This window comes from Streptomyces sp. NPDC002623, from assembly GCF_053592635.1.
Map to the genome: position 1 here is coordinate 606345 of NZ_JBSFWB010000001.1, position 24571 is coordinate 630915.

The following is a 24571-nucleotide window of genomic DNA, read 5'->3' on the forward strand; positions in this document are numbered from 1 at the left end:
CGACGTGGGCTCAGATGTCGCAGGCCAGCTCGTAGGCGCCGCTCTGCACGTCGTTGCACAGGGCTCGGCAGGCGGCGAGCCGCGCGGCGAACTCGGGCGAGGCCTGCCAGGCGCGCATCGATTCGACGTCCTGCCAGGCGGCGAAGGACTTGAAGGAGTTGGGTTCCGTGAGGTCGCGGATCAGGCGAGCCCCGATGAAGCCCTCGTTGGACTCCTTGGTCCAGGTGAGGAACTCCCGCCAGCTCTCGATGAATTCATCGCCCTGGCCCAGCTTGACCTGCCAGTTTCCCGAGGACCAGTACTTGCTGTCCTGAAGCATGGCGCACACCTCGCTTCTCTCGCGGATGACCCCCGTCCCAGGCTAACCGCCACCTGTTCACGCCGCTCTCGGACAGCCTCCGGGCCGCCCGTGCACCGGTCCTACACCGTCGGTCCCGAGCTGGTCAGCGCCTCCGACAGCTCCACCGCCACCTGTTGGAGCACGGGCACGATCCGCTCCGTGGCCGACTCCGTGACGCGGCCCGCCGGGCCGGAGATGGAGATGGCCGCAGCGGTGGGGGAGTCGGGCACCGACACCGCCAGACAGCGGACGCCGATCTCCTGCTCGTTGTCGTCGACCGCGTACCCGGCGCGGCGCACCTCGGCGAGCGCGGCGAGGAAGCCGTCGGCCGTGGTGATCGTCTTCTCGGTGGCGGCGGGCATGCCGGTGCGGCCCAGCAGGGCGCGCACCTCGGCGTCCGGGAAGCCCGCGAGCAGAGCCTTGCCGACGCCCGTGGAGTGCGGCAGGACCCGGCGGCCGACCTCGGTGAACATCCGCATCGAGTGCTTGGACGGCACCTGCGCCACGTACACGATCTCGTCGCCGTCGAGCAGCGCCATGTTCGCCGTCTCGCCGGTCTCCTCGACCAGCCGGGCCAGGTAGGGGCGGGCCCAGGTGCCCAGCAGCCGGGAGGCGGACTCGCCGAGCCGGATCAGCCGCGGGCCGAGCGCATAGCGGCGGTTGGTCTGCTGGCGGACGTAACCGCAGGCCACCAGGGTGCGCATCAGGCGGTGGATGGTGGGCAGCGGCAGCCCGCTGCTGGCGGACAGCTCGCTCAGGCCCACCTCGCCGCCCGCGTCCGCCATCCGTTCGAGCAGATCGAAGGCGCGCTCGAGGGACTGGACCCCTCCGCCGGCGGACTTGGCGGAGTCGGTGGTGCTGGCGCTGGACGTCGGCACGGCGCGTTCCTCTCGAAACTGGCGGTACGAATCTGACGGTTCGAAACTGGCGGGAGGGGCTGAAGCCTACCCGGCGGTCGGTTGACTCCTCGCTTGTGCATAGCTACGTTCTGCTTGTCGGAATACTAATTCCGCCTTGTGGAAACGTCCAGGGTGCCGAAGGCGGGCATTCTGTGGACAGGTGTGCCCTTGACGGTGTGGGGGCGGGAGTGAAGACTCCTTCAACGGAATGTTGAACAGAGAGGGGTCCGGGTGTCCGACGCTGAAGCTGACCTGGTGCTGCGCTCGACGCGGGTCATCACTCCCGAAGGGACGCGTCCCGCGGCGGTCGCGGTCGCCGGCGGCACGATCACGGCCGTCCTGCCCCACGACGCCCCCCTGCCCGAGGGCGCCCGACTGGAGGACTTCGGCGACGACGTCCTGCTGCCCGGGCTCGTCGACACCCACGTGCATGTCAACGACCCCGGCCGTACGCACTGGGAGGGCTTCTGGACCGCCACCCGCGCGGCGGCGGCCGGCGGCATCACCACCCTCGTCGACATGCCCCTGAACTCCCTGCCGCCGACCACGACGGTCGACAACCTCCGCGTCAAGCGGGAGGTCGCCGTCGACAAGGCGCACATCGACGTCGGCTTCTGGGGCGGCGCCCTGCCCGACAACGTCAAGGACCTGCGGCCGCTGCACGACGCCGGCGTCTTCGGCTTCAAGGCGTTCCTCTCCCCGTCGGGCGTGGACGAGTTCCCGCACCTCGACAGGGACGGCCTGGCCCGGTCCCTGGCCGAGATCGCCGCGTTCGACGGCCTGCTGATCGTGCACGCCGAGGACCCACGCCACCTGGAGGCGGCCCCGCAGACGGGCGGCCCCAGGTACGCCGACTTCCTCGCCAGCCGCCCGCGCGACGCCGAGGACACGGCCATCGCGGGCCTCATCGCCCAGGCGAAGCGCCTCCACGCGCGCGTGCACGTGCTGCACCTCTCGTCGAGCGACGCGCTGCCGCTGATCGCCGCCGCCAAGGCGGAGGGCGTCCGCATCACGGTCGAGACGTGCCCGCACTACCTGACCCTCACCGCCGAGGAGGTCCCGGACGGCGCCAGCGAGTTCAAGTGCTGCCCGCCCATCCGCGAGTCCGCCAACCAGGACCTGCTGTGGCAGGCCCTGGCGGACGGCACCGTGGACTGTGTCGTCACCGACCACTCGCCGTCCACGGCCGACCTGAAGACGGACGACTTCGCGACCGCGTGGGGCGGCATCTCGGGGCTCCAGCTCGGCCTGGCGGCGGTGTGGACCGAGGCGCGCAGACGCGGTCACGGCCTGGAGGACGTCGTGCGGTGGATGTCGGCCCGGACGGCCGCGCTGGCGGGCCTGGCGCAGAAGGGCGCGATCGAAGCGGGCCGCGACGCCGACTTCGCCGTCCTCGCCCCCGACGAGACCTTCACCGTCGACCCGGCCGCCCTCCAGCACCGCAACCCCGTCACGGCCTACGCCGGCAAGACCCTGTACGGCGTCGTGAGGTCCACCTGGCTGCGCGGCGAACGCATCGTCGCGGACGGCGAGTTCACCGAGCCGAAGGGGCGACTCCTCACCCGCACCCCCTGACCCACCCCGCACCCGCACCGCACCGGCATCCGCACCGGCCGACCACCGAAAGGCAGACCTGATCACCGTGACGGCGATACAGAGCTTCACCGGCGACGCGAACCCCTACGGCGGCGGCGACCCGTACGCGGACCACCGCACCGCCGACTTCCCCTTCACGCACCACGCCAACCTCGCCGACCGGCAGCTCGGCGCGGCGGTCGTCGCCGCCAACGACGAGTTCTTCGCGCAGCGCGAGAACCTGCTGCTCCCGCACCCGGCCGAGTTCGACCCGGAGCGCTTCGGGCACAAGGGCAAGATCATGGACGGCTGGGAGACGCGTCGTCGCCGGGGCGCCTCCGCCGACCGTCCGTGGCCGACCGCCGAGGACCACGACTGGGCGCTGGTCCGGCTCGGCGCACCCGGCGTGATCCGGGGCATCGTCGTCGACACGGCCCACTTCCGCGGCAACTACCCGCAGGCCGTGTCCGTCGAGGGCACGTCGGTGCCGGGCTCGCCGTCCCCCGAGGAACTCCTCGGCGACGACGTGAAGTGGACGACGCTCGTCCCGCGCACGCCGGTCGGCGGCCACGCGGCGAACGGTTTCTCCGTGTCGGTGGAACAGCGCTTCACCCACCTGCGGGTCAACCAGCACCCCGACGGCGGCATCGCGCGGCTGCGCGTCTACGGCGAGGTCGTCCCGGACCCGGAGTGGCTGGCCGTGCTGGGCGCCTTCGACGTCGTCGCCCTGGAGAACGGCGGCCGGGCCGAGGACGCGTCGAACCTCTTCTACTCCCCGGCGTCGAACACCATCCAGCCGGGCCGCTCCCGCAAGATGGACGACGGCTGGGAGACCCGCCGCCGCCGTGACACCGGCAACGACTGGATCCGCTACCGGCTGGTCGCCCAGGCGCAGATCCGCGCGCTGGAGATCGACACCGCGTACCTGAAGGGCAACAGCGCCGGCTGGGCCTCGGTGTCGGTCAAGGACGGCGAGAGCGGCGAGTGGACGGAGATCCTGCCGCGCACCCGCCTCCAGCCCGACACCAACCACCGCTTCGTCCTGCCGACCCCGGCCGTCGGCACGCACGCGCGCGTGGACATCTACCCCGACGGCGGCATCTCCCGCCTGCGCCTGTTCGGCTCCCTCACGGACGCGGGCGCCGCGGCCCTGACCGCCCGTCACCAGGAACTGGGCGGCTGATCCGGCCCGCGCCGCCGTGAACACCCCGGCGCGGACGGGGTGTTCACGGGGCTGACGGGGTGTTGACGGGGCGGGCGAGAGGGCGTCGCATCACGACTTCGGTCACCCGTACCGGGTGGGCGAGAGTCACCCGCACCGGGTGCGGGGGCGTTCGCACCGGGTGCAGGAGGCGCTCGCCCGACGCTCACGCCGCGTGTCCGCCGTCCACGGCGAACTCGGCGCCCGTGACGTAGCCGGCCGCCGCGAGATGCGCGACCGCCGCGGCCACCTCCTCCGCCCGCCCGAAGCGGCCGAGCGCGGTCATCGTCGCCTGGGCGGCCGCGTACGGGCCGTCCGCCGGGTTCATGTCCGTGTCGACCGGGCCCGGGTGGACGAGGTTCGCGGTGATCCCGCGCGGACCCAGCTCCCTGGCGAGCGCCTTGGTCAGTCCCACCAGGGCCGACTTGCTCATCGCGTACAGCGTGCCGCCCGGGCCGGGCACCCGCTGCGTCATGCAGCTGCCGATCGTGATGATCCGGCCGCCGCTCGTCATCCGCCCGGCGGCCGCCTGCGAGGCCAGGAACACCCCGCGCACGTTCACCGCCAGCACCCGGTCGACCTCGGCGAGGTCGAGCTGCTCCAGCGGGCCGAGGACACCGACGCCCACGTTGTTCACCAGCACGTCCAGACCGCCCAGCGCCTCCGCCGCCCGGTCCACCGCCCCGGCCGCCGCCGCCGGGTCCGCCGAGTCCGCGCGCAGGGCCACCGCCCGCCGCCCCAGGCCCGCCACGGCCCGCACGACCTCCTCGGCCGCCTCCTCGCCGTTCAGGTACGTCACCGCCACATCCGCGCCCTCCTGGGCGAGCCGCAGGGCCGTGGCCGCCCCGATCCCGCGACTGCCGCCGGTGACGAGGGCCGCCCTGCCGTGCAGGGTTCCGTGTGTCGTGCTCATCGCGTATGTCGTCGTCATGTCTCCATCCCAGCCGTCGGGGCCCTGCGCCGCTGGCGGCGAACGGACATCGAGATCGCCCGGGCCGGCTCCGACCTCGACGGCCGGCCCCGCCATGGCCCGTACGAACTCCCGGACAGCGGGTAGCCGGAGGTTAACTTCCCGAAAATTCATCGGACTTGACGGGAAAATCCTCGGAGTTGTCATTGACATGCCACGGTCTACGCGCGTCATCATGTCGGCATGAGATTCCCCCCACGAATCACCCGCATCGGAGCGTCGGCGGCCGTCCTGACCGCCCTGCTCGTCGGCGGCACCGTCTCCGCCACGACGGCGCACGCCGCGGTCGGCAGCATCTGCTACGGCAGCCTGCCGTCCCAGGCGTACGACACCCTCGAACTGATCGAGGAGGGCGGACCCTTCCCGTACTCGCAGGACGGGGCCGTCTTCCAGAACCGCGAGGGCGTGCTGCCCAGTCAGTCGACCGGCTACTACCACGAGTACACGGTGAAGACCCCCGGGTCGTCGACGCGCGGAGCGCGCCGCATCGTGACCGGGAAGAAGACCGACGAGGACTACTACACGGCGGACCACTACGTCACGTTCAAGCTGATCAACTACGGCTGCTGAGCCGGCACACGATCAGCTGTCGAACGTCGAGGATCGGTGCGACGGGACCGGAGGTCCGGCTGACCCCACTCAGCCCGACCTCCGGCTCTCCGCGGCGGCGAACAGGGCGAACGCCAGCACGATGAGCGCGGCGCTCGCGTACACCTCGTAGCCGTCGAGGAAGCCGAGCCGCTGCACGAGACCCACGTGCCAGTCGGTGAACTCGTGCAGCAGGCCCAGGACGCCCTGCGCCAGGGCGAGAAATCCGAGTACTCCCAGCAGTTCCTTCATGTCCGAGACCCTCGCCCCGCGGACCCCCCTCGCGCCATCGGCCGCGGGGCGAGACATGTCCGACGCAAGGCCCCGTCCCGCCGGCCCGGCCGCGCCGAAAGTAGCGGGCGCCGCGACTTCGGTCGATCGTCGCCTCCCTTCGGTAGGGATCCGGGCCACGAGGAGGTGCCGCGGGCCCGCACTGCGTAGATTTGTCGACCATGAGGGCAGACGACGACACGGCGCCGACGGCGGCCGGAATCACCGGACGCCGATGGCTGCTGCCGTCCGCCGTGGTCGCGGAGCTGGCCCCGGACCCCGAGCGCCCCGGCCGGCCGCAGCGGCGCACCGCCCGCGACTGGGTCGTCGACTTCTGCTGCTTCCTCATCGCCGTCGGCGTCGGCCTGGCCGTCGCGGACGCGTTCCCCGGCGACGCGGACCTCTCGCCCGCCTTCGCCGTGACCGACCAGCTCCTGGGCGTCCTCGCCTGCGCGGCGGTCTGGCTGCGCCGCCGGTGGCCCCTCGCCCTGGCGGTCGCCCTGGTCCCGCTCGGCTTCCTGTCGACCACCTCGGCCGGCGCCTGCACGGTCGCCCTCTTCACCCTCGCCGTGCACCGGCCGCTGCGCTACGTGGCCTGGGTGGGCGGCGCCCAGCTCGCCCTGCTCCCGCTGCTGGCCTGGGTCCGCCCGGACCCCACCCTGGCGTACGGGCCGTCGGTGGCGTGGAGCGTGCTGTTCATCGTCACGGCCATCGGCTGGGGCATGTTCGTGCGCTCCAAACGCCAGCTGATGCTGAGCCTGCGCGACCGCGCCCGGCGCGCCGAGACGGAGGCCCGACTGCGCGCCGAGCAGGCGCAGCGACTGGCCCGCGAGTCCATCGCCCGGGAGATGCACGACGTGCTCGCCCACCGGCTCACCCTGCTCAGCGTGCACGCGGGCGCCCTGGAGTTCCGTCCCGACGCGCCCCGCGAGGAGATCGTGCGGGCGGCCGGGGTCATCCGGGAGAGCGCCCACGAGGCCCTCCAGGACCTGCGGGAGATCATCGGGGTCCTGCGGGCCGGCGAACCCGACGACGCGGGCCGCCCGCAGCCGACGCTGGCCGCCCTGGACACACTGGTCGCCGAGTCCCGGGAGGCCGGCATGAAGGTGACCCTCGACCAGCGCGTCACGGACGCCGACGCCGTCCCCGCCTCCGTCGGCCGCACCGCCTTCCGCATCGTCCAGGAGTGCCTCACCAACGCCCGCAAGCACGCCCCGGGCGCGGAGGCCGCCGTCACCGTGTCCGGCGGGCGGGGCGAGGGCCTCGCCGTGACCGTGCGCAACCCGGCCCCCGAGGGCGACGTGCCGGCCGTCCCCGGCTCCGGCCAGGGCCTCATCGGCCTGACCGAACGGGCGACGCTCGCCGGGGGACGCCTCACGCACGGGGCCTGCGAGGACGGCGGGTTCGAGGTACGGGCCTGGCTGCCGTGGGCGTGAGCGCAGCCCGTCCCTCCGACCGCCGGCGCGGTCACCGGGTGCGTCCGCGCCGCCCGCATCCGCGCAACTCGCCTGCCGCAACCGTGATTACGTAAGACCCATGACTGCGATCAGACTCCTCCTCGTCGACGACGATCCCCTGGTGCGGGCCGGTCTGACGTTCATGATGGGCGGCGCCGACGACATCGAGATCGTCGGTGAGGCCGCCGACGGCGGCGAGGTGGAGGGGCTCGTGGAGCGCACCCGCCCCGATGTCGTCCTGATGGACATCCGGATGCCGTCCGTGGACGGACTCACCGCCACCCGACGGCTGCGGGAGCGCGAGGACGCCCCGCAGGTCGTGGTGCTCACCACCTTCCACGCCGACGAACAGGTGCTGCGGGCGCTGCGCGCGGGCGCCGCCGGGTTCGTCCTCAAGGACACCCCGCCGGCCGAGATCCTCGACGCCGTGCGCCGGGTGGCGGCCGGCGACCCCGTCCTGTCGCCCGCGGTCACCCGGCAGTTGATGGACCATGCGGCCGGCACGGCCGCCGACACCCGGCGCGCCCACGCGCGCGTGCGGCTCGCGGTGCTCGGCGAGCGCGAACGCGAGGTGGCCGTCGCGGTCGGCCGGGGACTGTCCAACGCGGACGTCGCCGCCGAACTGTTCATGAGCGTCGCCACCGTGAAGGCCCATGTCTCCCGGGTCCTGGCCAAGCTCGACCTGAACAACCGGGTCCAGATCGCCCTCCTGGCCTACGACGCGGGCCTCCTGGAGCAAGGCGAGCACGGCGGGCACTAGACGGACGGCCCGCACGTTGTGGGGGTGGCATGTTCCGCGGACGACGTGAGGGGGAGCGGCATGGTCGAGACGGTCGACCTGGGCGAGTTCGGCGACGACTTCCGCAGGAACCCGCACCCGGTCTACGCCCGGCTGCGCGAGCGCGGTCCGGTGCACCGGGTGCGGCTGCCCGACGAGGACCACGTGACCTGGCTCGTCGTGGGCCATGCGGAGGCGCGCGCGGCGCTCGCCGACCCCCGGCTGGCCAAGGACACCTCGCGGACGGGCCGTACGTTCCCCGACGATCGGCCGATCGGCAGACACCTGCTGGTCTCCGACCCGCCGCAGCACACACGTCTGCGCTCGCTGGTCTCCCGGGCCTTCACCGTGCGCCGCGTGGAGGAACTGCGGCCGAGGATCCAGGAGATCACCGACGACCTGCTCGACGCGATGCTTCCGCACGGCCGCGCCGACCTCGTGGAGTCGCTCGCCTACCCCCTGCCCCTCACCGTCATCTGCGAGCTCCTCGGCGTTCCCGAGCTGGACCGCACGGAGTTCCGCAAGCTGTCGAGCGAGGCCGTCGCGCCCACGAGCGCACAGGCCGAGCACGACGCGTTCGCGCGGCTCGGCGAGTACCTGACCGAGCTGATCGAGGACAAGCGGTGCGCCGGACCGAGCGGCGACCTGCTGAGCGACCTGATCCGCACCACCGCGCAGGACGGCGACCGGCTCTCGCCCGGGGAGCTGCGCGGCATGGCGTTCGTCCTCCTCATCGCCGGCCACGAGACGACCGTCAACCTGATCACCAACGCGGTGCACGCCCTGCTCACCCACCCGGACCAACTCGCCGCCCTGCGCGCCGACATGACCCTGCTGGACGGCGCGGTCGAGGAGACCCTGCGCTACGAGGGGCCGGTGGAGAACGCCACGTACCGGTTCGCCGCCGAGCCGCTGGAGATCGCCGGCGTGCCCGTCGCGCCGGGCGAGGCGGTGATGATCGGCCTGACCGCCGCCGGCCGGGACGCGGAGCGCTTTCCGGCTCCCGACGGCTTCGACATCCGCCGCGACGACCGCGGCCACCTCGCCTTCGGCCACGGTGTCCACTACTGCCTGGGGGCCCCGCTGGCCCGCCTGGAAGCCCGCACGGCGATACGTTCCCTCCTCGAGCGCGCCCCGTCCCTGGCGCTCGACGGACCGCCCGGCGAATGGATCCCCGGCATGCTGATACGCGGAATGCGCAGCCTGCCGCTCCGCTGGACGCGGAGCGGCGACTCCCGGTCCTGAGCCACCGGTCCTGAGCCACCGGGGGCGCGGGGCACCGGTGGCGTGGGGCGCCGGCGCGCCCGTGCTCAGCCCGCCTCCGAGGTCTCCGGGATCTCGGCGAGCCACACCGCTCTGCGCTCCCGCCGGGAGACCTCGCAGGCCTCGGCGATCCGCAGGGCCTGGAGGGCCTCGCGGCCGTCGCAGGGGTTGGCCCGCTTGCCGCGGACGACGTCCACGAAGGCGTTCAGCTCCGCCTGGTAGGAGGGCTCGAAGCGTTCCAGGAACCCGGACCAGGGCTTGTCCGCGGCGGGCGGCCCGGTGGGTTCGGTGGACGCGATCGGTGTGCGGTCGTCCAGACCGACGACGATCTGGTCGAGTTCCCCGGCCAGCTCCATGCGGACGTCGTAGCCCGCGCCGTTCAGCCGGGTCGCCGTCGCCGTGGCGAGGGTGCCGTCGTCGAGGGTGAGGACGGCGGCGGCCGTGTCCACGTCACCCGCCTCGCGGAACATCGCCGGTCCGGCGGCGGACCCGGTGGCGTACACGTCCGCCACCTCGCGCCCGGTCACCCAGCGCAGACAGTCGAAGTCGTGGATGAGGGCGTCCCGGTAGATCCCGCCGGACACCGGCAGCCACGAGGCCGGCGGCGGCGACTCGTCGGACGTCAGCGCCCGCACCGTGTGCAGCCGTCCGAGCCGCCCGGAACGCACCGCCTCCCGGGCCCCTGCGTACCCCGGGTCGAAGCGGCGCTGGAAGCCCATCTGAAGGATCGTTCCGGCGGTCTCGACCTCGGCGATCGCCTGTAAGGTCCCCGCCAGATCCAGGGCGATCGGCTTCTCGCAGAAGACCGGCAGCCCCGAGCGTGCCGCCCGGCCGATCAGTTCGGCGTGGGCCGAGGTCGCCGTCGTGATCACCACGGCGTCCACGCCCCAGCGGAAGATCTCGTCCACCCCTGGGGCGGCCGTCTCGCCCAGCCGGTACGCGAGCTCCTGAGCCCGCGCGTGGTCCGCGTCCGTCAGGATCAGGGATCCGACCTCGCGGTGACGGCTGAGTGTGTTCGCATGAATGGTGCCTATGCGGCCCGTCCCGATGACCCCGATGCGCATGGAATCAAAGTGACCTCGCAGGCAGTGCCCTGTCAATGCGTATGTCCGGACAACCGAACCACACAACTTCCCGTCAACCGGTCACGGAGCTACGCTCGGCCCGTGCCGAAACCAGGAGTGGACCCGACTGTGCAGCTCGAACTACGTGTGGACCGAAGCTCTCCGGTGCCGTTGTACTTCCAGCTGGCCCAGCAGCTGGAGGCCGCGATCGAGCACGGCTCGCTCACCCCGGGCAGCCTGCTCGGCAACGAGATCGAGCTGGCCGCACGGCTCGGCCTGTCCCGGCCGACCGTCCGCCAGGCGATCCAGTCGCTCGTAGACAAGGGCCTGCTGGTGCGTCGCCGGGGCGTCGGCACGCAGGTCGTCCACAGCCAGGTCAAGCGCCCCCTGGAGCTCAGCAGCCTCTACGACGACCTGGAGGCGGCCGGGCAGCGTCCGGCGACCACGGTCCTGGTCAACACCATGGTCCCCGCGTCCGCCGAGGTCGCGGCCGCGCTCGCGGTGGCCGAGGGCAGCGACGTCCACCGGGTGGAGCGGCTGCGGCTGGCGCACGGCGAGCCGATGGCGTACCTGTGCAACCACATCCCCTCCGGTCTGCTCGGTCTGGACACCGAGCAGCTCCAGGCCACCGGCCTGTACCGGCTGATGCGGGCCGCCGGGATCACCCTGCACAGCGCCCGGCAGTCCATCGGCGCCCGGGCCGCCACCGCCGCCGAGGCCGAGCGGCTCGCCGAGGAGGAGGGCGCCCCGCTGCTGACCATGCAGCGCACGACCTTCGACGACACCGGCCGCGCGGTGGAGTTCGGCGACCACATCTACCGGCCGACCCGCTACTCCTTCGAGTTCCAGCTGCTCGTGCGCCCCTGAGGACTTCTCCGAGGGTTCCCCTGAGGACTCCCCTGAGGAGCCCGTGCGGACCCGGGCCGGGATCCGGGGCGGGATCCGGGGCGAGGGGCCGCCTCGCAGTATGTTGGTCGCATTGTCCGGACAATATGCCAGGATGGCGATATGTCAGGACGAGACGTTTCGGCGGTCATAGGACATGTGACCCCCTTCACGGCCGCCCGAGGCAGGGCACGAGACCGTGGCGACCTGTCGCGCCGCCCCATGGGCCTCGACCAGCCACGACACACCCGGGAACGGCCGACGACGCGCACGCCCCGCCGCCGCCCGGCTCGGCACCCGGCATGAGGGTGAGGCAGAATCGGCGACGATGAGCACCTACGGCAACTTCACCGCCCCCATCGGCTCCCGCCGCGCACCGGCGCTGCGCACGGTAGGCACCCGGGAGCGCCGCTCGCACCTGACCGCGCCCCGGGTGCCCACGGTGGGCATCGACATCGGCGGCACCAAGGTGATGGCGGGCGTCGTCGACGCCGACGGCAACATCCTGGAGAAGGTCCGCACCGAGACCCCGGACAAGTCCAAGAGCCCCAAGGTCGTCGAGGACACCATCGTCGAGCTGGTCCTGGACCTCTCCGACCGCCACGACGTGCACGCGGTCGGCGTCGGCGCGGCGGGATGGGTCGACGCGGACCGCAACCGCGTCCTGTTCGCGCCCCACCTGTCCTGGCGCAACGAGCCCCTCAGGGACCGTCTCTCCGGCCGGCTGGCGGTTCCCGTGCTGGTCGACAACGACGCCAACACCGCCGCCTGGGCCGAGTGGCGCTTCGGCGCGGGACGCGGCGAGGACCACCTCGTCATGATCACCCTCGGCACCGGCATCGGCGGCGCGATCCTGGAGGACGGCCAGGTCAAGCGCGGCAAGTACGGCGTCGCCGGCGAGTTCGGCCATATGCAGGTCGTGCCCGGCGGCCACCGCTGCCCGTGCGGCAACCGCGGCTGCTGGGAGCAGTACAGCTCGGGCAACGCGCTGGTCCGGGAGGCCCGTGAACTGGCCGCCGCCGACTCCCCGGTGGCCTACGGGATCATCGAGCACGTCAAGGGCAACATCGGCGACATCACCGGCCCGATGATCACCGAGCTGGCCCGCGACGGCGACGCCATGTGCATCGAGCTGCTCCAGGACATCGGCCAGTGGCTCGGCGTCGGCATCGCCAACCTGGCCGCCGCCCTCGACCCGTCCTGCTTCGTGATCGGCGGCGGCGTCTCGGCCGCCGACGAACTGTTGATCGCCCCCGCGCGGGATGCCTTCAAGCGCCAGCTCACCGGCCGCGGCTACCGCCCCGAGGCCCGGATCGTCCGCGCCCAGCTGGGCCCCGAGGCCGGCATGGTGGGGGCCGCCGACCTGGCCCGCCTGGTCGCCCGCCGCTTCCGGCGCGCCAAGCGCCGCCGCGTCGAGCGTTACGAGCGCTTCGAACGATTCACGGAGGCGGCCCGCCGAACCCAGGACCCGGCGTGACCGCCGGGCCGCCCCGCACCGCCCCGGACACCGCATGACCACCGCACCGCCCCGCACCACCTGGGACATCGCATGACAGCATCGCTGCCCCGCCAGGCCGCGGCCGCCTCAGAGCCGTCCCGCCCGCCGGAGGACCGCAGGCACGTGATCCGCCGCAGGGCGCTCACCCTGCTGATCATCGTGCTGCTCATCGGCGTCCCGGCCGGCTACCTGGTGATCTCCGCCAACCAGAGCCGTGACAGCGGCAGGAACAAGGAGGCCAAGTACTCGGCCACCGGCCTGACCGAGGGCTGGCCGTCGAAGGTCCAGCGCCGGCTCTACCAGGTGCCGATCCCGCACCCGTCGAACCAGGTCGCCTACTACGAGACGAACAACTGGAAGACCAGCCGTCTCTATGTGCAGTTCCAGACCACGCACGACGGTCTCGACCAGTTCCTCGCGGACGTCGGCCTGAGCCGGGCCGACCTGAAGAGCGGCGACATCACCATCAGCGCCCGCGACCAGGAGATCACGGGCTGGAAGTTCACCGGCCCCGGCTCCCGCCCCGGCGACGACTTCGGCATCGTCCATGAGCAGAAGGACCCCCAGCCGACGCTGGACATCGTGGTGAACACCGGCAACGCGGTGTACCCCTTCGTCTACGTCGTCTCGCGCGCGGTCCCCTGACCTGACCGGCCGGATCCGACCCGACCTGACCGGCCGGACCCGACGGGGTGCTCCGCAGGCCGCCGGGGCCGAATGTCAGACCCCGCCCGTAGAGTCGAAGACGACTGATCCGACACGCGGGCGGGAGGTGGACACAAGGTATGCGCGCCCTGGCCGACGACGGCACGACAGCGGCGAGGACGGCTTCCGTCTCCGTGCGGCTCGCCGCCGTCTTCCTGCCCGCGCCCCTCCCGCGCGAGGGCCGCGTCGCCTTCTGGGACCCGGCCGACGGCACACTGCCCGACACGACGGACGCGCAGCTCACGGAGCTCACCGTCGTGCGCCGCCACGGTTCCTCGATCCGCCGTACGCAGGCCCCGGCCCTGTCCCTGCCGCTCGACAAGGCGCTCCCGCTGCTCGTGCGCGCCCGCCGCGACCCCGCCGCCCACCCGGCGACGGCCTGCTGGGGCGCGGCCGCGCTGCACGCGCTGCGGCTCACCGCCCGCGGCCGCCTGCTGCCCGGTCTGACGCCCACCGGGCACGACGCCTGGCGGGCGGGCCCGCTGGACCCGGAGGACATCGCACACCTGCGCGCGGTCGCCGCTGCGCTCCCGCACGAGGGCCACGCGGTGCCGCTGCCCGGCCCCGGCCCGCTCCTGCTGCCCCGCCCGGAGGCCCTGATGCGGTCCTTCCTGGACGCCGTGGCGGACACCATGCCCCGCACCCCGGCCGCGCCCCACGCGTGCGGGAAGCCCTTCGCGGACCGCCGGCCCCAGCGGCTGCCCGGCGCGCACGACTGGGCCGCCGAGGTCGCCGCGGGCATGGACGCGGGCGTGCGGATCTCGCTCCGCCTCGACCTGAACGCGCACGACCTGTTCGACGACGGCGGCGGACGGGGGCGCAGCGCGGGCGCGGCCGTCGTCCAGGTGCACAGCCTCGCCGACCCCACCCTGATGACCGACGCGGCGGCCCTGTGGGCGGGCGAGGCGGACGCCGCCTTCGGGGCACGCGCACGCGTGGACGCGGCCCTCGCGGTGCGGCGCGCGGCCCGCGTCTGGCCGCCGCTCGCCCGGCTCGCCGAACAGGACGCGCCGGACGTCCTGGCCCTCGGCGAGGACGAACTGAGCGATCTGCTCGGCGTGGCGGCCACCCGGCTCGCGGCCGCCGGCGTCGCCGTGCACTGGCCGAGGGACCTGGCGCAGGACCTCGCCGCGTCCGCCGTGGTGCGGCCCGCGCCGGGCTCGGCGACCGACGGCACCGGCTTCTTCGAGAGCGAGGAACTGCTGCAGTTCCGCTGGCAGCTGGCGCTCGGCGGCGACCCGCTCAGCGAGGCCGAGATGGACCTGCTGGCGGAGGCCCACCGCCCGGTGGTCCGGCTCCGCGACCAGTGGGTCCTGGTCGACCCGGCGCTCGTGCGCAAGGCCCGCAAGCGCGAGCTGGGCCTGCTGGACCCGGTCGACGCTCTGTCCGTCGCCCTCACCGGCACCGCGGAGGTCGACGGCGAGACCGTGGCGGCGGTCCCCGTCGGAGCCCTGGCCACCCTGCGCGACCGGCTCACCGCAGGGGTGCACCCCGCCGAGCCGCCGGCCGGCCTGCACGCCACCCTGCGCGACTACCAGCTGCGCGGCCTGGCCTGGCTGGACCTCATGACCTCCCTCGGCCTCGGCGGCTGCCTCGCCGACGACATGGGCCTCGGCAAGACGATCACCCTGATCGCCCTGCACCTGAAGCGGGCCCGCACCGAGCCGACCCTGGTGGTCTGCCCGGCCTCCCTGCTGGGCAACTGGCAGCGCGAGATCACCCGTTTCGCGCCCGGCGTCCCCGTCCGCCGCTTCCACGGCCCCGAGCGCAGCCTGACGGACCTGTCCGGCGGCTTCGTCCTCACCACGTACGGCACGATGCGCTCGGCGGCCCCCGCACTGGCCGAACAGCCCTGGGGCATGGTCGTCGCGGACGAGGCCCAGCACGTCAAGAACCCCTACTCGGCGACGGCGAAAGCACTGCGCACGATCCCGACGCCCGCGCGCGTGGCGCTCACCGGCACCCCCGTCGAGAACAACCTCTCCGAGCTGTGGGCCCTGCTCGACTGGACGACACCGGGACTGCTCGGCCCCCTGAAGTCCTTCCGCGCCCGGCACGCGCGCGCGGTGGAGAACGGCGAGGACGCAGCTGCGGTGGAGCGCCTCGCCCGCCTGGTCCGCCCGTTCCTGCTGCGCCGCAAGAAGTCCGACCCCGGCATCGTGCCCGAGCTGCCGCCCAAGACCGAGACCGACCACCCGGTCCCGCTGACCCGCGAACAGGCCGCGCTGTACGAGGCGGTGGTGCGGGAGTCCCTGCTGGCCATCGAGACGGCGGACGGCATCGCCCGCCGCGGCCTGGTCCTGAAGCTCCTGGGCGCGCTGAAGCAGATCTGCGACCACCCGGCGCTGTATCTCAAGGAGGAGGCCGCCTCGGTCGGCGACGCCCTGGCCACCCGATCCGGCAAACTCGCCCTGCTGGACGAGCTGTTGGACACCCTGCTCGCGGAGGACGGCTCGGCCCTCGTCTTCACGCAGTACGTCGGCATGGCCCGCCTGATCTCCGCCCACCTCACCGCCCGCGCGGTCCCGGTCGAGCTCCTGCACGGCGGCACCCCGGTACCCGAGCGGGAGCGGATGGTGGACCGCTTCCAGAGCGGCGCGACCCCGATCCTGGTCCTCTCCCTGAAGGCCGCCGGCACCGGCCTGAACCTCACCCGCGCGGGCCACGTCGTCCACTTCGACCGCTGGTGGAACCCGGCGGTGGAGGAACAGGCCACCGACCGCGCCTACCGCATCGGCCAGACCCAGCCGGTCCAGGTGCACCGCCTGATCACCGAGGGCACGGTGGAGGACCGCATCGCCGAGATGCTCCAGGCCAAGCGCGCCCTGGCCGACGCGATCCTCGGCTCCGGCGAGTCGGCCCTCACCGAGCTGACGGACCGTGAACTGTCCGACCTGGTCAGGCTGCGGAGGGAGGCGTGATGGGGGAGCCGGAGAGGGACGAGCCGGAGCAGGAGGCGGTGGCCCCTGAGCTGGACGAGGAGCCGGGTTCGAGGCCGGCCGACGAGGCACGCCGCGCGCTGCGCGAGGCCCGGGAACGGCGGCAGGAGCAGCCCCACGAGCAGGAGCAGCCCGAAGGCCGGGCCCCCAGGCCGGGCGACGCCGCTCGCGCGGCCCTGCGGCGGACGCCGGAACCCGCACCCGGACGCACTCCCGGCCCCGCTCCCGCGGCCGACGGCACTCCCGTGGCGGACCCCCCGGCAGCCGACGCCGTCCCCGCACCGGCCCCCGCCCCGCAGGCCCCCGCCCCGCAGGTCACCGAGGGCCCGCGCCCCGGGGACGTCGCCCGTGAGGCTCTGCGCGCGGCGCGGGCGCAGGCGCGGCAGGGTGCGGCCGATGCGGGGGAGCCGACCGGGCCCGGCACCGCACGCAACGGCCCCCGCTCCTCGTCCCGCCCGCGCCCCCGCGCGGAGGTCCGCCCAGCCGAAGCCCGCCCACCGGGCCGTACGCGCGACCCTGTCGCGGAGGAACGTGCGCGTGTCGTGAGGGAGTCGCTCGCGGGCGCCTTCCGGATGCCGTCCCACGAGCACGAGACGGCCGAGTCGGAGCCCGAGTTCGCGACCGAGCCCGAGTTCAGGCCCGAGCCCGAGCCCAGGCCCAGGTCCGAGTCCGAGGCCGACGGGGACGGCGCGGCGACCGCCGGCGAGAGCTCGTCCTTCCCGGCCGCCGAACCGGCCCGCGCCGCGCGCTCGATGGCCGCCCCCTCCCGGGACGGCGACCACCGCCGCACCTTCCCCGCCTTCCCCCCGCGCACCGGCGGCTCGTTCGCCGGGACCTGGTGGGGCAACGCCTGGGTCGCCGCGCTCGAAGAGGGCGCCCTGGACCCGGGTCGCCTGGCCCGCGGGCGCGGTTACGCCGAGCAGGGAAACGTGGACGCGATCACGGTCACCCCCGGGCTCGTCCTGGCCTACGTACAGGGCAGCCGCCCCCGTCCGTACCGCGTACAGGTGCGGCTGCGCACCCTGGGCGAGGAGGACTGGGAGCGTTTCCTGGACGCCGCCGTCGAACGCCCCGGACACATCGCCGCCCTGCTCGACAAGGAGATGCCCGAGTCCCTCGCCGAGTGCGGGGTGCCGCTGCTGCCCGGCCCCGGCGACCTGGAGCCGCACTGCAGCTGCCCCGACCGCGGTCACCCCTGCAAGCACGCCGCCGCACTCTGCTACCAGAGCGCGCGACTGCTCGACGCCGACCCGTTCGTCCTGCTCCTGCTGCGCGGCCGGGGCGAACGCGAACTGCTCGACGCGCTGTCCCGCCGCAACGCCGCCCGCGCGGCCCGCGCCGCTCAGGAACAGGAACCGGAACCCCTGCCGGGCGTACGGGCCGGGGAGGCCCTCGCCGAGCGCCGACTCCCGCCGCTCCCGGCCCCGTCGCCCGTGCCCGCGCACCCCGAGCAGCCCCCGGCCTACCCCTCCGCGCCGGGCGGCCCGGACTCCTTCGCGCTGGATCACCTGGCGACCGACGCGGCGGCCCGCGCCCACGCCCTGCTGCTCTGCGGACACGACGAGATCGGTGAACTGACCCTCTGGCAGGACGCCGTACGGCTCGCCGCGTCGCGCCCCGGCTCCGGGCTCACCGCCACCACCCGCTCCCTGTACGCCTCGCTCGCCTCCGCCGCCGGCCGCACCCCGTCCGAGCTGGCGCGCGCGGTCGCCGCCTGGCGCCAGGGCGGGCCGGACGGGCTCATCGTCCTGGAGGAGCAGTGGGATCCGCCGGCCGGACGCTTCGACCGGGCCCGCCCCCTCCTCCTCGCCGCCGACCTGCCCGCCTTCCGCCCGCGCCGCAACCACCTCACCCACCCGCACGGTCACGTCCAACTCCGGTTCGGCCGCGACGGACTGTGGTACGCCTACGAGTCGGATCCGGGCCACGACGACTGGTGGCCGCGCGGCACCCCCGACCCGGATCCGGTGGGTGCGCTCACCGGCCTGGGCGGCGCCGACGAGATGTGATCGTCGTCCCGGTGCAGGCGGCTGTGCGACGCGAATCGGAGCTTCGCAGGATGCGTCGGTACGATGCTCGCGCGTCGTGTCTCACATGCGTGAAGCCCGATGCACCGGATCTTCGCGAGGCTGCCACAACGTGGGACGGCCTGCACGGGGTTCCGACCTAAGCCCTTGAGAAATTCGGAGATGTGGGAGCGTGAGTCGGGTGAGCGAGAGTACGTCCAACACCCTGCAATACCGCTTTGACGGGCCGGAAGAGGCACCAGTGCTGATCCTGGGCCCCTCGCTCGGTACGACATGGCACATGTGGGACCGCCAGGTTCCCGAACTGGCCCAGCAGTGGCGGGTGTTCCGGTTCGACCTGCCCGGCCACGGCGGCGCCCCGGCCCACGCGGTGGGCTCGGTGTCCGACCTCGCCGCACGGCTGCTGGCCACCCTGGACGGGCTCGGCGTACAGCGCTTCGGCTACGCGGGCTGCGCCCTGGGCGGCGCGGTGGGCGTGGAGCTGGCCCTGCGCCACCCGGAGCGGGTCGCCTCGCTCGCGCTGATCGCGGCCTCGCCCCGGTTCGGCACGGCCGACGAGTTCCGCCAGCGGGGCGTGATAGTCCGCACCAACGGCCTCGACCCCATCGCCCGCACCTCGCCCGACCGCTGGTTCACCAGCGGCTTCGCCGCCGCGCAGCCCGCCATCACCGAGTGGGCCGTGCAGATGGTGCGCACCACCGACCCCGGCTGCTACATAGCGGCCTGCGAGGCGCTCGCCGCGTTCGACGTACGGGCCGAGGTCTCTCTCGTGGGCGTGCCGACGCTGGTCCTCGTCGGCTCGGACGACCAGGTCACCGGCCCCGCGGAGGCGCGCACCCTGGTCGCCGGCATCCCGGACGCCCGGCTGGCCGTCGTACCGGGCGCCTCGCACCTGGTCCCGGTGGAGCAGCCCGCGGCCGTCACCGACCTGCTGGTCCGCCACTTCTCCACCGCCTGGCAGCCCGCCTACGACTCCGCCACCGGGCAGACGGCCGTCCCGGGCATCCCCGTCAGAGCGGTCCTGACCGCGCCCCAGCCTGTGCAGCCCGTGGCGATCGCGGAGATCGCGCCCGCCCCCGTCCTCGAACCGCCGCAGGTCATGGGCCGCCCCGATCCGTACGACGCGGGGCTGAAGGTGCGCCGGGAGGTGCTCGGCGACGCCCACGTCGACCGGGCCCTGTCGCAGGCCGACGACTTCTCCGGCGACTTCCAGGAGTTCATCACCCGCTACGCCTGGGGCGAGATCTGGGACCGCCCCGGCCTCGACCGGCGCTCCCGGTCCTGTGTCACGCTCACCGCGCTGGTCGCGGGCGGCCACCTGGAGGAGCTCGCCTTCCACACCCGCGCCGCGCTGCGCAACGGCCTGACCCCGGACGAGATCAAGGAGGTGCTGCTCCAGGCCGCCGTCTACTGCGGCGTGCCGGCGGCGAACAGCGCGTTCAAGGTGGCGCAGCAGATCATCCGCGAGGAGACCACCCCGCAGGAGTGAGCGCCGGCCGTGGGCGAGCGGCAGGATGGAGCTCATGACGACCATGAAGCTCACGAAGAAGTCGCACGCCTGCGTCCGTCTGGAGAAGGACGGCCGCACCCTCGTCCTCGACCCCGGCGGGTTCAGCGAGGCGGACGCCGCGCTCGGCGCGGAGGCGATCCTGGTCACGCACGAGCACCCCGACCACTTCAGCGAGGAGCGGCTGCGCGCGGCCATGGAGGCCGATCCGGCCACCGAGATCTGGACCCTGCGCTCGGTCGCCGAGAAGATCTCCGCCGCCTTCCCGGGCCGCGTCCACACCGTCGGCCACGGCGACACGTTCACCGCCGCGGGCTTCGACGTCCAGGTCCACGGCGAGCTGCACGCCGTCATCCACCCGGACATCCCGCGCATCACCAACGTCGGCTACCTCGTCGACGGTGGCCGCGTCTTCCACCCCGGCGACGCGCTCACCGTCCCCGACGGGGCCGTCGAGACGCTGATGCTCCCGGTGATGGCCCCCTGGAGCAAGATCTCCGAGGTGATCGACTACGTCCGCGAGGTGCGGCCGCAGCGCGCCTACGACATCCACGACGCCCTCCTCACCGACCTCGCCCGGCCGATCTACGACAACCAGATCGGCGCCCTCGGCGGGGCGCGGCACCTGCGGCTGGCCCCCGGGGAGAGCGCGGCACTGTGAGTGTCAGTGGCGCCCGGTAGGTTGTGAGGCATGCGCATCGCGACCTGGAACGTGAACTCGATCACCGCCCGCCTGCCGAGGCTCCTGGCCTGGCTGGAGAGCAGCGGCACCGACGTGCTGTGCCTCCAGGAGGCCAAGGTCGCCGAGGCGCAGTTCCCGCTCGACGAGCTGCGCGAGCTGGGCTACGAGGCGGCGGTGCACGCCACGGGCCGGTGGAACGGCGTGGCGGTGATCTCCCGCGTCGGCATCGAGGACGTGGTCAAGGGCCTGCCCGGCGACCCGGGCTACGACGGTTCCACCGAGCCCCGCGCCGTCTCCGCGACCTGCGGCCCGGTCCGCGTCTGGTCGGTGTACGTGCCCAACGGCCGCGAGGTCGACCACCCGCACTACGCCTACAAGCTCCAGTGGTTCGAGGCCCTCAAGGCCGCCGTGGCCGGGGACGCGGCAGGCAGCCGTCCCTTCGCGGTGATGGGCGACTACAACGTGGCGCCGACCGACGACGACGTCTACGACGTGGCCGCCTTCGCGGGCCTCACCCATGTCACCCCGGCGGAGCGCGCCGCCCTGGCCTCCCTGCGAGAGGCCGGCCTGGCGGACGTGGTCCCGCGCCCCCTGAAGTACGACCACCCCTTCACGTACTGGGACTACCGCCAGCTCGGCTTCCCCAAGAACCGTGGCATGCGCATCGACCTGGTGTACGGCAACGAGTCCTTCGCCAAGTCGGTCGAGGACTCCTACGTCGACCGGGAGGAACGCAAGGGCAAGGGTGCCTCGGACCACGCACCGGTCGTGGTCGACCTGGCGGTGTAGTTCCCCGCTCCGCCGGGTGCCGCGGCACGGGTGGCGGGGCGGGAATTCGACCCTCGGCGCGGGCCAGCGCGCCTGTGGTGCGCGCGTGGGTGCGGGTGTCACGCTGGAGCAATGAACATCCCTTTCCTGGGCAACAGGAGCAAGAAGTACCGCGCGGCGGTGCTGGCCGAGGACCCCGAGGGGATCGCCGAACTCCTCTCCGAATGCGAGCTGTTGCGTTCGGTCGCGGCCCGGGAGGGGATCGGACTGGACGACACGGCCGCGTCGTTGGAGGCGCTGGACCAGCTTCCGCCGCGCTGGCGCGACGACGAGGAGAGCCTGCCCTGGTTCGGCCACGACGCCGGGCTCTACCTGGGGACGGTCGTCGTGCGCACGGTGCCCGGCGCGGCCTGGGCGATCCGGCCCGGCGGGGAGGCGGTCGTCCGGCTGGTGTCCGGCCGGGAGGTGGACGTCGTCACGGCCGGACGGGAGTGGGCCGTGACCGGGACGCCCGAACTGTCGCAGCTGTACGCCGAGGTGGCCGAGAACTGAGGAGCGGGAGTAAATAGGGCTAATGCCCTGAAAGTGCGTGTCGCTTCTTAACGCGGGCCTTATGTCGATAGTTTGCGGCAACCACGACACGGCTGAGAGTGAGTAGGGCTGCGGATGGCCGTCGATCCGTTGATCGAGCTGCGTGACGTCAACAAGTACTTCGGGGAGCTCCATGTCCTGCAGGACATCAACCTCGTCGTCGGCAGGGGGGAGGTGGTCGTGGTGATCGGCCCTTCGGGGTCGGGGAAGTCGACACTGTGCCGCGCGATCAACCGGCTGGAACCCATCCACTCCGGTTCGATCACGCTCGACGGACAGCCGCTGCCCGAGGAGGGCAAAGGGCTGGCGCACCTGCGTTCCGAGGTCGGCATGGTCTTCCAGTCCTTCAACCTCTTCGCCCACAAGACCGTCCTGCAGAACGTCTCGCTGGGGCAGGTGAAGGTGCGCAAGCGCAAGAAGGAGGACGCGGACGGACGCTCCCGCGAGCTTCTCGACCGGGTCGGTCTCGCCGACCAGGCGGACAAGTTCCCCGCGCAGCTCTCCGGAGGCCAGCAGCAGCGCGTGGCCATCGCGCGCGCCCTCGCCATGGACCCCAAGGCGCTCCTGTTCGACGAGCCGACCTCCGCCCTCGACCCCGAGATGATCAACGAGGTCCTCGAGGTCATGCAGCAGCTCGCCCGCGAGGGCATGACGATGGTCGTCGTCACCCACGAGATGGGTTTCGCGCGCTCGGCGGCGAACCGGGTGGTCTTCATGGCCGACGGCCGCATCGTCGAGGACCGCACCCCCGAGGAGTTCTTCACCGACCCGCGCAGCGACCGCGCCAAGGACTTCCTGTCCAAGATCCTCAAGCACTGAACGACGGCGACGGCCACGGAGCCCACCCGCCCCGGCGGCGGCCGGAGATCACTGCTCGCGCAGCGGAATCGACACGTACGACGGGTCGTTCGTCGGCGAGGAGAAGGTCAGCCGGGCGCCGGACGGGTTGTGCTCCATGTAGAGCGGGTCGACCGTGTCGACGACCAGGGCGAGCCGATGCCCGGCCGGGACGTCGTAGGCCGTGGAGAGCAGCTCCAGGTCGAGACCGAACGGTCTCCCGGGCGTGCGCCCGTGGAAGGTGTACGGCGCGTTGGCGACCAGCTTGCCGAGGCCGAGCGGCCCCACGTCGTACAGGTAGGCGACGAGGGTGCCGCTCTCCTCGGTCGGGGTGACGGTCGTGTGCAACTTCGCGGTGCCGCGCACCTGTTGGGGCGTCGCGTACTTCTCCGACTGCCACACGGCGGCCCAGCGGCGGGGGAGCAGCGGGATCGAGGCGACGGGCGGTGCCTGGGCGATCTGGTCGAGGATGCTGGACAGAAACACGATCCCGCCGTCCGCGCCCGAGTTGACGTTCGTGTGGATCGTGGTCGTGCCCGCGAGGGCGATCTTCTTCCGCGTCGCGCCCACCGACTTCCAGTCCGGGTAGCCCTCGTAGCCGCCCCCGGTACGGGACTTGAGCTGCACGGGCTGCTCGCGGTCGACGCCGTTGTCCACGCCCTTGAGGTAGTGGTCGAACCAGCGCTCGGTGTCCGTCCACACGTCGTTGGGCAGCCCGAGCAGACCCGGGAGCTCGGCGGTCGCGTGGTCGCCGGGCCGCAGCTCCAGCCGCTTCGGGCCGGTCAGCTGCTCGTAGAAGGCGATGGACTGGTTGGACGGGAAGATCGTGTCGCCCCAGGAGCCGGCGAGCAGCACGGCCGCGCCGTTCCGGTCGAGCTGGTCGGCGTAGGTCGCGGGGGAACGTTTCTTCCCCCAGGCGACGATGTCCTTCTCGTTCGACAGGTCACCGGAGTAGAAGGCGGAGAAGATCTCCCGGGACTCGGCGCTCTGCCGGCCGGTGACCGTGCCCACGGTGTCGAGCACGGCGGCGGCCTGGACGTGCTGGGTGCGCCCCGAGTAGATCGAGTCGATCAGGTCGCCCCAGCCGCTGAGCGAGGCGACGGCCTTGACGCGCGGGTCGTGCGCGGCGGCGAGCACGCTGATCCCGGCCCCGTAGGAGACGCCCGCCATGCCGATGTGTTCCGCGTCGGCGTCGGTGTGGGCGAGGGCCCAGTCGATGACCTCGGAGGCGTCCGCGACATCGCGCGGCCCGGCCACGTCGATCTCCCCGCCGGACTGCCAGAAGCCCCGCACGTTGTAACTGAGCACGATGTAACCGGAGTCGGCGAGCTTCCGGGCCTGGGCGAGGTACTGCACCTGCGGGAAGCCCCAGCTGGTCGGCAGCACGATCAGCGGATACCGGCGGGTGCCGTCGGCGTCGGCGGGGGTGACGACGTTCGCCTTGAGGACGGTGCCGCCGTCGCCGGCGATGTCGACGAAGCGGACGCCGTTCCCGGCGGCCCCGGCCGCGGGAGCCAGGGCGAGGACGCCACCGGCGACCAGCGAGGCGGAGACGACGCCCACGACGGTCGTGCGCAGGGCCTGGCGGTGCTGTCCCACGGGTCTCACGGGTCACTCCTCGACGTGCGGCATAGCAAAGTGACCCGACGGTAACCGGGTTTCGTACCGGCGGTAACCCGTCAGTAAGTTACGCACGAGTAACGATTGCTGTGCCGTACAGGGACTGA

At 73.0% G+C, this 24571-nt stretch carries 22 protein-coding genes; 16 read left to right on the forward strand and 6 right to left on the reverse strand.

Going from position 1 to position 24571, the window contains the following annotated elements; translation table 11 throughout:
• Window positions 1-10 precede the first annotated feature (10 nt).
• Together ACWD4O_RS02445 and ACWD4O_RS02450 are read right to left on the reverse strand one after the other, a co-directional pair.
• Window positions 11-319 (reverse strand): antibiotic biosynthesis monooxygenase family protein, encoded by a 309-nt coding sequence (locus ACWD4O_RS02445; RefSeq protein WP_451276618.1) that lies wholly within the window; start codon window positions 317-319, stop codon window positions 11-13.
• Window positions 320-420: 101 nt separating this feature from the next.
• The gene (locus ACWD4O_RS02450) at window positions 421-1218 is read right to left on the reverse strand and encodes an IclR family transcriptional regulator (RefSeq protein WP_351905417.1); all 798 of its coding nucleotides are present in this window, start codon (window positions 1216-1218) and stop codon (window positions 421-423) included.
• Between the two features lie 252 nt (window positions 1219-1470).
• Between ACWD4O_RS02450 and allB the strand changes: the two genes are divergently transcribed.
• Together allB and alc are read left to right on the forward strand one after the other, a co-directional pair.
• Entirely contained in the window at window positions 1471-2814 is a 1344-nt protein-coding gene (allB, locus tag ACWD4O_RS02455; protein ID WP_451276620.1) for an allantoinase AllB, read from the forward strand.
• A 67-nt stretch (window positions 2815-2881) separates the two neighbouring features.
• Entirely contained in the window at window positions 2882-3997 is a 1116-nt protein-coding gene (alc, locus tag ACWD4O_RS02460) for an allantoicase (protein ID WP_451276622.1), read from the forward strand.
• Between the two features lie 184 nt (window positions 3998-4181).
• Here alc and ACWD4O_RS02465 read toward each other — a convergent pair whose 3' ends face one another.
• Window positions 4182-4928 (reverse strand): SDR family oxidoreductase, encoded by a 747-nt coding sequence (locus ACWD4O_RS02465; RefSeq protein ID WP_451276743.1) that lies wholly within the window; start codon window positions 4926-4928, stop codon window positions 4182-4184.
• Window positions 4929-5168: 240 nt separating this feature from the next.
• Between ACWD4O_RS02465 and ACWD4O_RS02470 the strand changes: the two genes are divergently transcribed.
• Window positions 5169-5555, forward strand: a complete 387-nt coding sequence (locus ACWD4O_RS02470) for a ribonuclease domain-containing protein (protein WP_351905409.1) — start codon at window positions 5169-5171, stop codon at window positions 5553-5555.
• Between the two features lie 69 nt (window positions 5556-5624).
• Here the strand turns inward: ACWD4O_RS02470 and ACWD4O_RS02475 are convergent, their stop codons facing one another.
• A complete protein-coding gene (locus ACWD4O_RS02475; RefSeq protein ID WP_451276624.1) occupies window positions 5625-5825 on the reverse strand; it encodes a hypothetical protein in 201 nt (66 codons plus the stop codon).
• 200 nt (window positions 5826-6025) lie between these two features.
• Between ACWD4O_RS02475 and ACWD4O_RS02480 the strand changes: the two genes are divergently transcribed.
• The 3 genes from ACWD4O_RS02480 (at window position 6026) to ACWD4O_RS02490 (ending at window position 9323) form a co-directional block, all read left to right on the forward strand.
• Complete coding sequence (locus ACWD4O_RS02480) at window positions 6026-7279, forward strand: sensor histidine kinase (RefSeq protein ID WP_451276626.1); 1254 nt, start codon at window positions 6026-6028, stop codon at window positions 7277-7279.
• Between the two features lie 100 nt (window positions 7280-7379).
• Window positions 7380-8060 (forward strand): response regulator transcription factor, encoded by a 681-nt coding sequence (locus tag ACWD4O_RS02485; protein WP_351905403.1) that lies wholly within the window; start codon window positions 7380-7382, stop codon window positions 8058-8060.
• 60 nt (window positions 8061-8120) lie between these two features.
• Window positions 8121-9323, forward strand: coding sequence for a cytochrome P450 family protein (locus ACWD4O_RS02490; protein WP_451276629.1), 1203 nt, complete (start codon window positions 8121-8123; stop codon window positions 9321-9323).
• A 65-nt stretch (window positions 9324-9388) separates the two neighbouring features.
• Here the strand turns inward: ACWD4O_RS02490 and ACWD4O_RS02495 are convergent, their stop codons facing one another.
• Window positions 9389-10405: a Gfo/Idh/MocA family protein gene (locus ACWD4O_RS02495; protein ID WP_451276631.1), complete on the reverse strand. Its 1017-nt coding sequence runs from the start codon at window positions 10403-10405 to the stop codon at window positions 9389-9391.
• A 129-nt stretch (window positions 10406-10534) separates the two neighbouring features.
• Here ACWD4O_RS02495 and ACWD4O_RS02500 point away from each other — a divergent pair, with 129 nt between their 5' ends.
• From ACWD4O_RS02500 to ACWD4O_RS02545, 10 genes are all read left to right on the forward strand, one after another.
• Complete coding sequence (locus ACWD4O_RS02500; protein ID WP_450947098.1) at window positions 10535-11272, forward strand: GntR family transcriptional regulator; 738 nt, start codon at window positions 10535-10537, stop codon at window positions 11270-11272.
• A 346-nt stretch (window positions 11273-11618) separates the two neighbouring features.
• A complete protein-coding gene (locus ACWD4O_RS02505) occupies window positions 11619-12767 on the forward strand; it encodes an ROK family glucokinase (RefSeq protein WP_451276633.1) in 1149 nt (382 codons plus the stop codon).
• Window positions 12768-12839: 72 nt separating this feature from the next.
• On the forward strand, window positions 12840-13433 hold the full coding sequence (locus ACWD4O_RS02510) for a sugar kinase (RefSeq protein ID WP_450946963.1): 594 nt from the start codon (window positions 12840-12842) through the stop codon (window positions 13431-13433).
• A gap of 140 nt (window positions 13434-13573) precedes the next feature.
• Window positions 13574-16414, forward strand: coding sequence for a DEAD/DEAH box helicase (locus tag ACWD4O_RS02515; RefSeq protein WP_451276635.1), 2841 nt, complete (start codon window positions 13574-13576; stop codon window positions 16412-16414).
• Window positions 16414-18441: an SWIM zinc finger family protein gene (locus ACWD4O_RS02520; protein WP_451276637.1), complete on the forward strand. Its 2028-nt coding sequence runs from the start codon at window positions 16414-16416 to the stop codon at window positions 18439-18441. Before ACWD4O_RS02515 ends, ACWD4O_RS02520 begins: the two co-directional genes overlap by 1 nt.
• Window positions 18442-18640: 199 nt before the next feature.
• Window positions 18641-19948: a bifunctional 3-oxoadipate enol-lactonase/4-carboxymuconolactone decarboxylase PcaDC gene (pcaDC, locus tag ACWD4O_RS02525; RefSeq protein ID WP_451276639.1), complete on the forward strand. Its 1308-nt coding sequence runs from the start codon at window positions 18641-18643 to the stop codon at window positions 19946-19948.
• A gap of 43 nt (window positions 19949-19991) precedes the next feature.
• Window positions 19992-20627 carry an MBL fold metallo-hydrolase gene (locus tag ACWD4O_RS02530; RefSeq protein ID WP_451276746.1) on the forward strand — a complete coding sequence of 212 codons (636 nt, stop codon included), beginning with the start codon at window positions 19992-19994 and terminating at the stop codon, window positions 20625-20627.
• A gap of 30 nt (window positions 20628-20657) precedes the next feature.
• Complete coding sequence (locus ACWD4O_RS02535; RefSeq protein ID WP_451276642.1) at window positions 20658-21437, forward strand: exodeoxyribonuclease III; 780 nt, start codon at window positions 20658-20660, stop codon at window positions 21435-21437.
• 111 nt (window positions 21438-21548) lie between these two features.
• Complete coding sequence (locus tag ACWD4O_RS02540) at window positions 21549-21968, forward strand: DUF6278 family protein (RefSeq protein ID WP_451276644.1); 420 nt, start codon at window positions 21549-21551, stop codon at window positions 21966-21968.
• A gap of 114 nt (window positions 21969-22082) precedes the next feature.
• Complete coding sequence (locus tag ACWD4O_RS02545; RefSeq protein ID WP_451276646.1) at window positions 22083-22826, forward strand: amino acid ABC transporter ATP-binding protein; 744 nt, start codon at window positions 22083-22085, stop codon at window positions 22824-22826.
• A 48-nt stretch (window positions 22827-22874) separates the two neighbouring features.
• Here the strand turns inward: ACWD4O_RS02545 and ACWD4O_RS02550 are convergent, their stop codons facing one another.
• On the reverse strand, window positions 22875-24443 hold the full coding sequence (locus tag ACWD4O_RS02550) for an alpha/beta fold hydrolase (RefSeq protein WP_451276748.1): 1569 nt from the start codon (window positions 24441-24443) through the stop codon (window positions 22875-22877).
• Window positions 24444-24571: the final 128 nt, after the last annotated feature.

Excerpts from the sequence above, each read along its gene's own strand:
- ACWD4O_RS02445 (WP_451276618.1), bottom strand. The coding sequence starts at position 319 with ATGCTTCAGGACAGCAAGTACTGGTCCTCGGGAAACTGGCAGGTCAAG.
- ACWD4O_RS02465 (WP_451276743.1), bottom strand. The coding sequence starts at position 4,928 with ATGAGCACGACACACGGAACCCTGCACGGCAGGGCGGCCCTCGTCACC.
- ACWD4O_RS02470 (WP_351905409.1), top strand. The coding sequence starts at position 5,169 with ATGAGATTCCCCCCACGAATCACCCGCATCGGAGCGTCGGCGGCCGTC.
- ACWD4O_RS02475 (WP_451276624.1), bottom strand. The coding sequence starts at position 5,825 with ATGAAGGAACTGCTGGGAGTACTCGGATTTCTCGCCCTGGCGCAGGGC.
- ACWD4O_RS02480 (WP_451276626.1), top strand. The coding sequence starts at position 6,026 with ATGAGGGCAGACGACGACACGGCGCCGACGGCGGCCGGAATCACCGGA.
- ACWD4O_RS02485 (WP_351905403.1), top strand. The coding sequence starts at position 7,380 with ATGACTGCGATCAGACTCCTCCTCGTCGACGACGATCCCCTGGTGCGG.
- ACWD4O_RS02490 (WP_451276629.1), top strand. The coding sequence starts at position 8,121 with ATGGTCGAGACGGTCGACCTGGGCGAGTTCGGCGACGACTTCCGCAGG.
- ACWD4O_RS02495 (WP_451276631.1), bottom strand. The coding sequence starts at position 10,405 with ATGCGCATCGGGGTCATCGGGACGGGCCGCATAGGCACCATTCATGCG.
- ACWD4O_RS02505 (WP_451276633.1), top strand. The coding sequence starts at position 11,619 with ATGAGCACCTACGGCAACTTCACCGCCCCCATCGGCTCCCGCCGCGCA.
- ACWD4O_RS02510 (WP_450946963.1), top strand. The coding sequence starts at position 12,840 with ATGACAGCATCGCTGCCCCGCCAGGCCGCGGCCGCCTCAGAGCCGTCC.
- ACWD4O_RS02515 (WP_451276635.1), top strand. The coding sequence starts at position 13,574 with ATGCGCGCCCTGGCCGACGACGGCACGACAGCGGCGAGGACGGCTTCC.
- ACWD4O_RS02520 (WP_451276637.1), top strand. The coding sequence starts at position 16,414 with ATGGGGGAGCCGGAGAGGGACGAGCCGGAGCAGGAGGCGGTGGCCCCT.
- ACWD4O_RS02530 (WP_451276746.1), top strand. The coding sequence starts at position 19,992 with ATGAAGCTCACGAAGAAGTCGCACGCCTGCGTCCGTCTGGAGAAGGAC.
- ACWD4O_RS02535 (WP_451276642.1), top strand. The coding sequence starts at position 20,658 with ATGCGCATCGCGACCTGGAACGTGAACTCGATCACCGCCCGCCTGCCG.
- ACWD4O_RS02540 (WP_451276644.1), top strand. The coding sequence starts at position 21,549 with ATGAACATCCCTTTCCTGGGCAACAGGAGCAAGAAGTACCGCGCGGCG.
- ACWD4O_RS02545 (WP_451276646.1), top strand. The coding sequence starts at position 22,083 with ATGGCCGTCGATCCGTTGATCGAGCTGCGTGACGTCAACAAGTACTTC.